The following is a 13,225-nucleotide window of genomic DNA, read 5'->3' as shown; positions in this document are numbered from 1 at the left end:
AATGGGCCTTGTATTAAATCCAGAAACTCCAGCCAGCTCCAGTTCAATAGTGTTCTTAAATCAAACAAATTATTCTCGTTTTAATTAATTTTGGTAAAACAGAGGTGCAAAAAATAGCTGATATGATATTATTCAGATCAAAATATAAATATGCCCTGAAAGTACCTTCAAGGGAATAATTAATCTCAGGATGAGTTAACCTTTATATACATCAGTGAACAGTTATGTCCAAACCCTATGTTTTTTATATCAGCGGGATGAGCTGCACGAGTTGCAGTAACGGAATTGAATCATTTCTAAGAGGAACTGGAGCCCTGGAAATAGAATCTTTTCATGTTGATTTCTCAACTCCAGATCCCAAAAAAACCACCATAATATGTAGCCCAAAGCTTGAAGCAACTGAAGTAAATCACCAAGAGTTTTGGAATAAAATAAAAAACTACATTAAGGAGATGGAATACGATTGCGAAGATTATCATTACGAGCCACATAAAAAAGACACAAAGCCAGCACACTCGACAACCTCAAACCTCGAACAAAACAGCAACTCACAAAAACAAACCTCCAACACCCTATGGGTACTGGGAAAAAAAATTCTGACCTCTCATTGGTTTCTTGGAGCACTAGGATGCATTTCAGGAATTGGATTACTGGTACTTACCTTGACGATGGGGGCATTACCTCTGATTGCCATGATCCCTATTGCCAGTCTGAGTGTTGTACTGACCCTGATACTCGGGGCGCGCTCCTACCATGAAGCATGGAAAAAATTAGTTACCACACAAACCTTAACCATGGACACCCTGTTTGCGATAAGCACCATTTCAGTGGTTGTGGTGTCACTTGTTTCATTTTTCATACCCTGGCTTCCAATGATGTTTGAAGCAGGATTACTTATTTATGGCTTCAGGCATATCGGTATTGCTATAGAAGAAACAATCAAGGAAAAAATCAGTTCGGTACGCTTTCAGGACAGGGTTCCAAATCACGTCAGACTGTCCTTGCCTGACGGTACACAAGAAATCGATTTAAATCAGGTTAAGACCGATGACCACATTTTAATCCTCCCGGGTGAAATCATCCCGCTGGACGGCCATTGTGTGAATGAAAGCAGTATCTATACCACCATCATCACCGGAGCGATTTTACCCAGACATTTTCGTTCAGAAGAAAAAGTACATGCGGGGATGCGGCTCGCGGAAAATGCTCCTGCTTTAAAAATTCGTGTATTAAAACCTGCCCACCAATCCTTTCTTGCCCGTCTTGATGCAGGTATTGATCAGTCCATCAATGAAAAAGCTCCTCTTGAAATAAAAACAGGGCAACTTCTTGCCTATTTTATTCCTACGGTCATCGCCCTGGCTATTACCTCCGGAATCATTATCGGAGTTTTCTTCCCTGCGGCAATCGCAATACAATGTGCCATATCGGTTCTGGTTTCAGCCTGCCCTTGTACCTTGGGCTTAATTATCCCGTTAGCAGTAAAAACAGGAATTCATAAAGCAGCAGAACATGGGGTACACTTTAAAAACTCCAAAATCCTGCAGGAAGCAGAACAAATCGATACCGTAGTATTTGATCTCAATGGCACTTTGACTACAGGAGTTCCCGTTGCAAAAGATTATTCAGTGATGAGTAACGCCACTATCACCCGCGATCATTTTTTGGCTCTATGTGCTGCTTTGGAAGACAGTTCAACTCATCCCGTCGGTAAATCAATACACAGTTACTGCAGCAAAAACAGTTCAAGCAAATTGACAGTTACCAAACCTAATGACACCCATCATTCAGGTATCTTTGGTTGTATCAATGGCAAGGATTACACCATAGGCAGTCCATCGCTAATGAATGAGATGGGTATTGCAACGGCAACCATCGAAGCAAACCTCAATCTGGAAGCGGGAGATAGCCTTGTATTTCTAGCTGAAGAAAACAATCTAATTGGATATATTATTATTACAGATCCTCTTCGTAAGGATGCCTTTAAAACAATCAAAGCATTGGCCAACATGGGCAAGGAACTACATCTATGTACCGGGGCTGATGAACAAACGGCATTACGTTATGCCAAAGCCTTAGGGGTCACCAATATCCATGCAAACGCAGTGGCCACCACTTTGGAACACGGTGATAAATCCAAACCCGCTTACATTAAAAGCTTACAGCTCAAAGGACATAAAGTAGCAATGGTGGGGGATGCCGCCAATGATGCTCAAGCCATAGCGGCAAGTGATCTGGGCATTGCTGTACTGTCTCAGGATAGTGATGAATTAACCCAGCAGCATGCTGGCGCAGTCATTCAAAAAGGAACTTTATTGCCAATAATTAGTACCTTTGCTGTTTCTCAACAAACGGTGGCTAATATTAAAGAAAATTTGCTTTTTAGCCTGGGCTATAATATTGCTGCGGTGCTGATCGCAGGAGGTTTATTGGTAGCCATAGGAATCACTCTGAACCCTGCGGTGGGAGTCGCCTTAATGGCAATTCAAGCCAGCCTCATTCTGCTCAATGTCTATCACTTTAAAGTACAACCGGTAAAACAACTTCAGGAAACCGAACACCCGAAAGAGCAATTCAGCTCATCTCATCAAGTGATCAACAAGCAGGCACAAACTCATCAGACCACTGCGTCTAATGTGCATGATAAAAAACCTGGTTCTATTGAGACCAAATTAACGGACTCTAATTCAGGCTATTCATGGAGTTTATTCACTGGTTCTGATTCAAAGGTCAATAAAATGCAAGAGCAAGCTCAAAACCAATCCCCTTTGCAATGTGCTCCGTGAGTTGAATTATATAGGCCTTCCGTGTGCCTTGGAATGTGTTTAACTAAACCTGCCGCAAAGGGATTGGCACAGTGTTTTATACCCTCGGCATTGGGTCATCTGACTATTGAGTTAAATGAAGGGAAAAACAATCTTGTCTTAAACCGCTTCTAAAAAACACACCAGAATCACATCATCGCTTTATCTTATTCATTAAGAATGTAAATCCTGCGCTTAGCAAAGTTTGAAATAAAATTAAAGGTACGGTGTTCTCTTTTCCTGAATTTTTTACCAGAACTCGAGGCGCTGTTATTGCCAGGGCATTCAGTAACACGCTTAAAAAACGCCCCGATTTACGATATTTGATTGCCCAAAAAACGGTGGGACTCAAAAGAACGGCAACAAAAACGCCATACTGATTAATGACGTTTTTTAAATAAGCATTATGAATGTGCAGTTGATGTTGATGATTGTTTAATTTCTTTGTTATCAACATTATCTCTAATTTCGTTTTTTTCCGTGAGTTCATGTTTTTTTGGCTCTTTATTCGCTAGAAATTCCCGTGTATTTACAAAACTCATATTTTTTAAATTAATACTTAGGTACTTTATTAAAACAGCCAGGAAGATGGCATTAGCAATCAATAGTACAGCACAGGATAAAGGAAGGCTTTCCAGTAATCGGTATAAGTAATATCCTGAAACAACCAGGGTGGAGAGCCAAACTGACAGGAGAATGACGAATAGCATACAAATATTCAAGACTAATGGAACGATACTCTGACCTGCCAGCCGCGCTTCATACTGTACCAACGATAAAAAAGTCTTGCCCAAATTGATGGATTCGGAAATAGAACCCTCCAAGTGTTCCAATACTTTGATCATTTTCTTAAAAATGCAGCCAATAACATACCGACACCCGCAGCGACTAGAACCGAGGTAAGAGGCTTTTCTTGAATCTTCTGTACCAGTTTATCGGAGTATTCTTTAACGGCCTCTTCAGCATCTGATACTTTATTGATACCTTCATGATAGACTTCATGAGCAAACTTTTTCCCTTCATTCAGTAATTCTTCTGCGGCTGCAGCAACATGAGAACTATTGGGATTTTGATTTTTAGTTTCAACTTTAGATTTTGTAGAAGCCATTTTAACCATCCTTGTAAAAATTATATTATTTAGTGTAGTTCAGATAGCAGTATTTTGCACTAAAGCTTCTCTTAATGCAGTATGACTCAACAAAAGCATGGGGGTATGTTAAATTACCACCCCCTGGTATTCTTTTAAAGAGTAGTCCTTTAGAATGCTCCCAAAGATCAGGAGTCACAATGAATCATTTTTTGCATGGCATGCTTTATTTATTTCAGGGTTTTCGACATCTTCTGTCTCCTGGACTGAAGCGATTTATTATCCTTCCAATGACATTAAATTTTATCTTGTTTACAGGATTATTTTATTTTACTTATCATTATGTGTTCACTTTCACATCGTACTATTTGGATAAGTTACCCTCCTGGTTAAGTGTTCTCAGCGGGGTATTTTTTATCATCTTTATAATCAGTTTTTTCTTACTTTTTTTCTCCATGTTTTCTGTGGTATTTAACGTCATCGCGGCTCCCTTTAATGGTTTATTAGCGGAAAAAGCCCAAGTTGTTCTGTATAGCAGCCAGCCCCCCTCCCAGCCTTTTATTAACATGGTACTTCGCAGCATAAAACGTCAAGGGCAATTTTTAAATTACTATATACTGCGCTTTTTAATCGTCTGTCTTTTATTTTTCGTGCCCTTCATTCAACCAATTTATCCTTTTATATGGTTTGTGTTCACCGCATGGATGCTCAGTGTGCAATATCAAGACTTCCCAATGGATAACAATTTAGTGAGTTTTATAGACCTGAAACAGAATGTAAAAAAAAATAAAATGCGTTCGCTAGGCTTTGGGACAGGCATCAACTTAGTCAGTTTTATACCCATAATGAATATCCTGATCATGCCTGCAGCCGTAATTGGAAGCACTATGTTGTATTGTGAAAAAAATAAAGATTTACAAAAAAAATCGGCGAACCTCAATTAAAGCAACACAACTTTGGTTTAATATATTGAGTTATGAGGAGCAAGAAAGTACCGATTCAGTCAAAATCACGCTCCCTATAACAAAGTCCTCAGGCAAGATTCATGAGGTGTCACCCTTAAAGGCTATAAAGTTGGAATTCCATCCGGCCATTGCAACCAATTTTTATCAGGATAAGGCAATGTTAAATCAACCAGATGCAAAGTATAGGCATGCCTTGAACGAGCCGATAAATTGGCCTTGCTTTTATGAGGTACTCGCCCATGCAATACAATCAACGTTCCTTTTTCAACAGGCAAGGGGACACTGCGATCTTCAGGCCAGGGCGTTGTATCATACTCTTCAAAATAGATCTCATTGCCTTGACGAAACATTCGCTGCTTTAAGGGAGTGTTGTCAGGACTTGGAATAATTTCAAGACACCCGTTTTCCAAAGTAGCCTCTTCAAGAGCAAACCAGAATCCAAGGGCATCGCTGTCCTGACCATAAATATAAGTGCTGTCTTGATGGCAAAGCACTTCTGCACCTATACCTGGTTGCTTGAAAATGTACATGGATTGGACCAACCCAATTGTCTTCAAACCAAGTTGATGGGCGATATTTTTTATCCGTTCATCACGGGAATGCTGTCTAAAAACCGGATCCAACTCATGCAGGGCATGGCCGATCTTATTTATTGATTGCTCAAATGGGCGGGTTTGTACTCCCTGCTCATCAAAAGCCTCGGCTTCAAAAAAATAATGAATTTTATCCCCGGAATCTAAAAAATACTGTTGTTTCGCATGCTCGTTGGTTAAAGTTGAAAACACTGTTTTCGGAATGTCATCCTGATTAATCTGAATGAGGGTCTTTATTCTATCCCGCAAAATATCACAGACTTCTTTTGTAAAAAAATCCTGAATAACCAGATAACCATTAGTGAAAAAAAAATCACATTGATCATTAGAAAGCTGCATCCTAAGCTCCTGAAAAATCATATAAAAGAGCAATTAACCCTGGCCTGTCGAGCGCTTAAAAAATCCGAGCTAATTGCTCCATCACGTCATCTACTGAAATAAGTTTCATGGCCTCTTCCCCATGCACTTGTGTTCCCCAAGCGTTCTTAGCCAGGGAGCGTCCCAAAACGGTTTCCACTGCCTGTGGATATCGATTAACAACCAAATGCTGAAATGTATAAGGTCCTGAAATTAAGGGATTAGTCACTGCGTGCAGGGCAACCACAGGTGTATTTACAGCGGCAGACATATGTGAAGGCCCAGTATCAGGGCAAAGTACTGCCTTTGCCGAACTGATAACGGCCAGCAATTGCTTGGGTTTGGTTTTTCCGACTAAATCAGTTGCAGGAATCACTTTAAGTATCTGATCAGCCAGCAATCGATCGTATTCTCCAGGACCGCCAGTCAACACGATTTGCGCATCCCATCGCTCCATGGCCTGTTGCAAAACAGTAATATACCGATCAACTGGCCAACTTCGCTCTGGTTTACTGGCTGCTGGGTTCACAACCAAGAGAGGATCTTTTTGTGGTAAATGGTTTTGTGCCCACTCATAGTCAGCGGAAGATACCGGTAAATCCCAACGAATGACGGGTTCTTTAACACCTAAAGGTTCAGCGAACTTTAAAAACCCCTCCAGAGTATGTTCCTGTCCTGGAGCGATTCGTTCTTTCACAAATAACCCATGTGCGTCATTAGCACGATGAGGATCGTAGCCAATTTTACGCTTTGCTTTGATTAATGGATAAAGTAAATTAGTTCGCAGACTAGCCTGTGGAGCTAATAAGATGTCAAATTGGCGCCCACTCAGCTGTTTTTTAAATTGCCAATAATCCGTCAATGATTTCGGTTTATTAATCACAATAAACTCAATACCATCCATTCCTTCCACCAGATCATAGGCTGGCCGGGAAATGATCCAGGTTAATTGAGCTTCAGGAAAACTGGCTTGCAACGTTCTGATTAATGGAACCAGCATCAGTACATCTCCTAAAGCAGAGAGCCTGACAATACAAATGGATTTAATCATTTTGTAACACAAACCGGGATCCGCAATACGGACAAACCTCAACCCCTGTTTTCTCTATCGGCAAATACACTTTAGGATGAGCATTCCATAACTCCATTTCATCCGTTGGACAACTCAGCGGTAACTCATTTCGATGGACGACATAATTTTTTTTAGCACTTGCCGGTTCTTTAGTTGATTTTGACATGTTGTTCCCTTGCGGCATGAAATAAATTAAGAATGCTCATTATCTAATATTTCCCTTGTTTTCGCCAGAATCTCATCGTTAAAAGTCTTATTTTGAGGATCATAACGAAGAACATTATCCCAATGTCTAAGCCAGGTCAGTTGTCGTTTCGCTAATTGTCTGGTTGCAGCGATACCTTTATCACACAAAGCTGAATAATCAAAGTCGCCTTGCAGATACTCAAGAACTTGCCGGTAACCAACACAACGCATTGATGGTAAATTGGGATCCAGCTGCCAACGGCTTTGCAGTTGTTGTACTTCCTGAACCAACCCATCTTGCAGCATTTGTCTAAAACGTAAAGCAATTCGCTCATGCAACCAGGCTCTTTGTTCAGGAAACAGAACAAAATTAACAAAACGAAATGGTGTCTGCATCTTCTCTTCAGCAAGAAAACGGGACAAAGGAACCCCCGACACATAATACACTTCCAAAGCCCGTTGGATTCGTTGGGCATCATGAGCATGAATACGGCCGGCAGTTTCAGGATCAATTTCCTGCAATTTTTGATGAAGAGCGCCCCAACCTTTAGTAGCTGCCTCCTCCTCTAATTGCTTCCGCAGGGACTCGTCGGCTTCGGGCAGTTGTGATAACCCTTTTTGGAGCGCATTGAAATACATCATAGTCCCTCCTGCGAGCAGCGGAATTTTCCCTTGTTTGATAATTGACTGGCATAGAGAGGTTGCATCGCTACAAAACTGGGCTGCAGAATACGATTCAACAGGATCTTTGATATCGATTAAATGATGCGGTGCAAGTTGCAATTCCTGGCGTGAAGGTTTCGCGGTACCAATGTTCATCTCTCTATAAATCATGGCCGAATCAACACTAATAATTTCAAATGGGAGATGCTGTACCAGTTCACAGGCTAAACCCGTTTTTCCTGAAGCAGTTGGTCCCATCAAACAAAAAATCAAATTAGACATGCAACAACATCCGACAATCTTCAATAGTTAAGGCTTTAAAGGCGCCATGATACTCTTTTTCCAGCTCTTTAGAATGAAGCAACTCATTATTTAACGCCATCCGCTCTTCCTGGCTAAAGTAATTTGGATCAAAACTCTGACTCTTGCTTAAAAGATCAAGCAGTGAATTAAAGTCCATCTCATCCATCTCAAAAAGGGACTGAATGAACTGACTCAGATTTAAATAAGGTAATTTAATGGGTACCGTCCGGATCACTATGCTGTGATCATTGAGCAGATCCATCTGAATTCCTAATTGTGTTAAATTATATTTTATTTCTTCAATACCCAAGCTCGATTGTTTCGGTAATAAATAGGTAACCGGTACTAATAGTGGCCTGCATTCTATCGGTGTGGGTGCATGCCTTAACTGACTTTGGATCCATTTTTGATATAACATGGCGATATCGACAATATAAGGCTGCTGATTTAATAAGACCAAGGTATATTGTTTGTTTAAAATCATCCAGGAGGCATCACATTCAGGTGAAGATTCCAACCCCGACCTTTTATTCGTTCGAGCCAACTTGCAATAAGGCTCGGAATGGTATTCGCGAACTGACGATAATTCGGGTACGTTCGTGCTTCTTTCCGGATTAGATATATAGGAAGCCGGTTCATGAAGATTGGCTACAGGATTTAAATGCGAATTGGTACTGTGCTCATAATCTACATGACGGGTTACACTGGATACCCCCATCGCTTTCCTCAACTGGGAAACAAAGAAATCATGAATCAAACGAGGCTGTTGAAATCGAACCTCATGTTTTGTTGGATGGACATTCACATCGACTTCAGCACTATCAAGAGCAAAATACAACAAACACGCAGGAAATCGGCCTGGATGCAAAAAACCATCATAAGCCTGCTTTAGTGCATGGTTAATTAATTTATCTTTCACCATGCGTTGATTAATATAAACCCATTGCCTGTCGCTCTGGCTGCGTTGGTATGCGGGGCCGCTTAACCAGCCCTGAAGGCTCATACCAGCCATTTCGACATTCAGATAAAAAGCATCTTTCATGAACACAGCGCCAAATATTTTTGTCATACGAGCTAATTTTGACTGTTCATTTAATGCTGGAGGTAAAGATAACACTGGTTTGTTGTTATGTTTCAAAGTAATGGCAATAGCCGGAGCACTTAATGCAAACCGCTTAACCACCATTTCTATGGCCTGGAACTCCAGTTTTTCCCCTTTCAAAAATTTTTTTCTTACGGGAGCATTAAAAAACAAATCAACGACATCAATTGTAGTTCCAACATTTCGCGCGCACGGAGAAACAGTACTGTCGTTGCCTTGAATTCGCAACATCATGGCCTGCTCCTGATGAGCAGGTCTGGAGCTGATAGTGACTTTAGCTACCGAGGATATACTGGCCAGAGCCTCTCCTCTGAACCCCATACTGTTTATAGCGTAGAGATCATCAAGCTTTGAGATTTTGCTCGTCGCATGTGCAGCAACAGCTAAAGGCAAATCCTCTGCAACAATACCCGAGCCATTATCGCTGATTTTAATTTGATTCAAGCCGCCATAGCCAATTTCTAAAGTGATGCTGTTGGCACCAGCATCTAAAGAATTCTCCAACAATTCTTTAACCACCGAAGCCGGTCGTTCAATAACCTCTCCTGCAGCGATCTGATTGGCAATTACCGTCGGTAATTGATGTATTCTCATACCCATGCGGAAGGAATCACCAATTTTTGTCCTGGCCTAAGGGCTGATTTTCCTGAAATACCGTTCATTGCTTGCAGTGCCTCAATCGTTACATGATAACGAGAAGCAATACCTGGTAAAGTATCTCCGGATCGGACAATGTGATAATGGGTTGAAGTCATTGCTTCTATTCGAGTGCCGTGAGGTGGATTTTCCCAAAAATAACTTTTAATCCCTTGAAAGATCGCCTGACTCAAGCGAGATTGATAAGCTGAACTGGTCAGATTACGTTCTTCCCTTGGATTTGAAATAAATCCTGTTTCTACCAAAATGGAAGGAATATCGGTCGATTTCAAGACAACAAAACCAGCCTGTTCTACTTTATTGTTATGCAGATTGGTAAAATTATCCAACTGATTTAATACCTTGCTCCCCATTTGCAGACCAGAGTTAATTGTTGCTGTTTGAGATAAATCAATTAATACAGAACGGACAACGCCATTTGAATCATCCAACTCACCAAGGTTAACCCCACCCAGCTCAGAGTAGTTCTCTTTCTCAGCCAACCAACGAGCAGCCTCACTGGTTGCTCCTCTTTGAGATAATGCAAATACTGAAGCACCGTTAGAGTGGGGATTATTAAATGCATCAGCATGGATGGATACAAACACATCACCATTATACTTTCGAGCAATATCCAGGCGCTGCCTAAGCCCTACATAATAATCACCAGAACGGGTCAATACAGCCCTCATTCCTTGTTGTCTATCGATTAATTGTTTTAATTTGAGCGTAATTGCCAAAACAACATCTTTCTCTTTGCTTCGGCCAGGGCCTCGTGCTCCAGGATCTTTACCTCCATGCCCGGCATCAAGAACCACCACAACATCTCTCAGGTTTTTATTAGATGGGCTGTGCGGTACTTTTATGGGCTGCGAATGCATTATGGCCGGTTGATTGGAACTCACAACCGGTGGCTTGATTGAGCCTGATGTCGCCGCGTTCACTTTTGTGGGTTTCGCTGCCTGTTGAATAGGCTTATTGGTTATAGACTGTTCTGCAACAGGAACAGTGCCTGAAGCCACTAAATCAATACGAAGTCCTCTATTGTCCCAGGGAGCCGACCGGGCTTGAACTGCTTGATTCACATCAAAAACCAGTCTTAAGGTCTGAGTGTTAGAAAGTCCACTGCGGATCTGTTTAATCAATGAATTGTTTAATCCAAGTTGTTTCAGATTAAACTTCAGGCTGGTGGAATTCAGATCCAACACAACCCGATTGGGATTTGTTAGAGTAAATACTCGATGAGTAAAGGGACCATTCAATGAGATAAACAATGAGGTTTTTCCCGATTGCGGAGACAGCGTAATATGGTTCAATTCTGCGGCACAAACAGAACCAGAGCTTATGCACAATATCCAACACAAAACCCATGCACGCATTTTCATTATTCACCTGCCAGGCAAGCTAAAATTCTTTTGCCAGCTACGCTCGATGCAGTAATTTGCATTTCGCGACCAGCCCCTTTAATACTTAATTTAAAACGAATATCATCTTGAGGCAATGCATTTCCAGCATGTTCTGCCCATTCGATGCAACACACACTGTCCCTGGTGAAATAATCGCGAAATCCCAAATACTCCAATTCATCTTCATGATGGATGCGGTACAGATCAAAATGATGCACGGGTACATCATCGCACAGATAACTTTCGACCAATGAAAAAGTAGGGCTTTTTATTGCTGACTGTACTCCCATACTTTTTAGCATTTCGCGAATAATAGTTGTCTTGCCAGTACCAATTTCCCCACTAAAACAAAGGATTAAAGGTGGAGCCAAACAGGACGCCAGCTGATTTGCAAAACGCAAGCTTGCCTGTTCATCTGGCAAATCCAAAATCATTATTTTATCATTTTCTTTATTCATAATGGCTTGATACAATTCAAAATATTGGGAAGAACATTGAGCAAATCACTTGCCAGCACACCGGCCTCCCCCCTGCTTTTCGTGCACTGATCTCCGGCGTCAGCATGAATCCATACCCCCAGCTTTGCGGCGTCAATGAGAGACAATCCTTGAGCACACAGACCAGCAATAATCCCGCTTAACACATCTCCCATTCCTGCCGTTGCCATGCCAGGATTTCCCTTGGGACAAACAAAACGATGTCCTTCAGCAGACTGGATTACGGTACCCGTTCCCTTTAATACAACAACGCCACCATATTGCTGTTGTATTGCCATTGCTGATTGATATCTGTCCTCTTGAATTTCTCTTGATGAACAGGAAAGCAAGCTTGCCGCCTCACCCGGGTGAGGGGTTAACACCCAGTTATCATCCACTTGAGGATGCTCTGAGAGCAATCGTAATGCTGAGGCATCGATAACCATAGGTAATTGCGACGTAATTGCGGTTAAAAATAAGGTTCTTGCCCAATCACTCTCGCCAAGTCCCGGCCCGATGACGCAAACAGTCGCTTTATCGAGTAAAGGAATTAAATCTTGTGCTGATTTTACTCCCCAAATCATGGCCTCAGGTATCATTGGCAAGACGTTTTTTGCATAATCAGGCCAGGTAGCAACAGTGACCGCGCCCGCACCAGCTCGCAGGGCTGCTTTCGCAGCCAAACTGACAGCCCCCGGCATTCCGGGACCACCGCCTATGACCAAAACATGGCCGTAATCCCCTTTATGGGAATTTCTTTTTCTAGGTTGGAGTGGCAAAGGCAATACCGACTTACTTAACAATGTTGCATAGGGAGGAACTTTTTCCACCAAGGATTCAAGAGTTAATGTACTGCAATATATGTCACCACAATAATCCGGTCCATCCAAAGTATACATTCCTGCTTTAAGCGCAATAAAAGTAAGAGTAGCTGTTGCGTTTACGCAAAAATTCTCAACTTGCCCTGTATCTGCGTTTAATCCTGATGGAATATCTAATGATACAACCGGTAATCCGCTTGAATTGATTTGATTGATGGCCGTTGCAATAACACCATGAACGGGCCCCTTTAAGCCAATTCCCAATAAGGCATCGATGATGAGCTCAACTTCACTATCCAGAGGTTCATCTGCTGATTGGCAATCAACTCCTGCATCTATTGCTTTATTTGCTGCATTTTTGGCTACCGGCGGTAAATCAGCAATCGCTTTACATTGGTAAACTACAACGGATAATCCATGTTCGTGTGCTAATCTGGCAAATACATAGCCATCTCCTGCATTATTTCCCGAACCGCAATATACAGCAACATGCCGCACATGTGGAAATTGGCCATGAACAAACATAAATGCCTCAGTTCCAGCCTGGGTCATTAATTCATGTTCATCCAATTGATATAAATGCATGGCTTGCTGTTCGCAGGCTCTAATGTGCTCACAACGATAAAGGGCATTTTCTGGCTTGGTCACCTGGTGCTCCGAAATCTGTATTTGAAAAGTAACTGTTCACCAGACTCTTGACGGGCGGTGAACAGTCACCTCGAAAAAATCCAATATCACAACATATCAGGAAGCT

12 protein-coding genes are annotated in these 13,225 nt (G+C 41.7%); 2 read left to right on the top strand and 10 right to left on the bottom strand.

What is annotated here, in order from left to right; genetic code table 11:
* Positions 1 to 224: 224 nt before the first annotated feature.
* Complete coding sequence (locus tag ELY21_RS09685) at positions 225 to 2,786, top strand: cation-translocating P-type ATPase (protein WP_127109008.1); 2,562 nt, start codon at positions 225 to 227, stop codon at positions 2,784 to 2,786.
* A 172-nt stretch (positions 2,787 to 2,958) separates the two neighbouring features.
* Here ELY21_RS09685 and ELY21_RS09680 read toward each other — a convergent pair whose 3' ends face one another.
* Positions 2,959 to 3,294, bottom strand: coding sequence for a hypothetical protein (locus ELY21_RS09680; protein ID WP_148111687.1), 336 nt, complete (start codon positions 3,292 to 3,294; stop codon positions 2,959 to 2,961).
* 351 nt (positions 3,295 to 3,645) lie between these two features.
* Complete coding sequence (locus ELY21_RS09675) at positions 3,646 to 3,912, bottom strand: DUF883 C-terminal domain-containing protein (protein WP_035921344.1); 267 nt, start codon at positions 3,910 to 3,912, stop codon at positions 3,646 to 3,648.
* Positions 3,913 to 4,091: 179 nt separating this feature from the next.
* Between ELY21_RS09675 and cysZ the strand changes: the two genes are divergently transcribed.
* Complete coding sequence (cysZ, locus tag ELY21_RS09670; protein ID WP_127109004.1) at positions 4,092 to 4,835, top strand: sulfate transporter CysZ; 744 nt, start codon at positions 4,092 to 4,094, stop codon at positions 4,833 to 4,835.
* 122 nt (positions 4,836 to 4,957) lie between these two features.
* On the opposite strand, the gene ELY21_RS09665 is transcribed toward cysZ, so the two are convergent.
* The 8 genes from ELY21_RS09665 to ELY21_RS09630 are packed head-to-tail and all read right to left on the bottom strand — an operon-like array spanning position 4,958 to position 13,119.
* Positions 4,958 to 5,788 carry a phytanoyl-CoA dioxygenase family protein gene (locus ELY21_RS09665; RefSeq protein ID WP_127109002.1) on the bottom strand — a complete coding sequence of 277 codons (831 nt, stop codon included), beginning with the start codon at positions 5,786 to 5,788 and terminating at the stop codon, positions 4,958 to 4,960.
* A 55-nt stretch (positions 5,789 to 5,843) separates the two neighbouring features.
* Complete coding sequence (locus ELY21_RS09660; protein WP_127109000.1) at positions 5,844 to 6,857, bottom strand: glycosyltransferase family 9 protein; 1,014 nt, start codon at positions 6,855 to 6,857, stop codon at positions 5,844 to 5,846.
* Positions 6,850 to 7,044, bottom strand: coding sequence for a zinc-finger domain-containing protein (locus tag ELY21_RS09655; RefSeq protein WP_028383344.1), 195 nt, complete (start codon positions 7,042 to 7,044; stop codon positions 6,850 to 6,852). Before ELY21_RS09655 ends, ELY21_RS09660 begins: the two co-directional genes overlap by 8 nt.
* A gap of 26 nt (positions 7,045 to 7,070) precedes the next feature.
* Positions 7,071 to 8,009, bottom strand: a complete 939-nt coding sequence (gene miaA, locus ELY21_RS09650; protein ID WP_127108998.1) for a tRNA (adenosine(37)-N6)-dimethylallyltransferase MiaA — start codon at positions 8,007 to 8,009, stop codon at positions 7,071 to 7,073.
* On the bottom strand, positions 8,002 to 9,732 hold the full coding sequence (gene mutL, locus ELY21_RS09645; protein WP_127108996.1) for a DNA mismatch repair endonuclease MutL: 1,731 nt from the start codon (positions 9,730 to 9,732) through the stop codon (positions 8,002 to 8,004). Before mutL ends, miaA begins: the two co-directional genes overlap by 8 nt.
* Positions 9,723 to 11,153, bottom strand: coding sequence for an N-acetylmuramoyl-L-alanine amidase (locus tag ELY21_RS09640; RefSeq protein WP_127108994.1), 1,431 nt, complete (start codon positions 11,151 to 11,153; stop codon positions 9,723 to 9,725). The genes mutL and ELY21_RS09640 overlap by 10 nt, the downstream gene beginning before the upstream one ends.
* Positions 11,153 to 11,635, bottom strand: coding sequence for a tRNA (adenosine(37)-N6)-threonylcarbamoyltransferase complex ATPase subunit type 1 TsaE (gene tsaE, locus ELY21_RS09635; protein WP_370272591.1), 483 nt, complete (start codon positions 11,633 to 11,635; stop codon positions 11,153 to 11,155). The genes ELY21_RS09640 and tsaE overlap by 1 nt, the downstream gene beginning before the upstream one ends.
* Positions 11,629 to 13,119 (bottom strand): NAD(P)H-hydrate dehydratase, encoded by a 1,491-nt coding sequence (locus ELY21_RS09630; protein WP_127108990.1) that lies wholly within the window; start codon positions 13,117 to 13,119, stop codon positions 11,629 to 11,631. The genes tsaE and ELY21_RS09630 overlap by 7 nt, the downstream gene beginning before the upstream one ends.
* Positions 13,120 to 13,225: the final 106 nt, after the last annotated feature.

Origin of the sequence: Legionella sp. km535, from assembly GCF_003990085.1 — a bacterium.
GTDB lineage: Bacteria > Pseudomonadota > Gammaproteobacteria > Legionellales > Legionellaceae > Legionella > Legionella moravica.
Note: the sequence above shows the minus strand (reverse complement) of the source record. Positions and strands in the feature narration are given on the sequence as shown.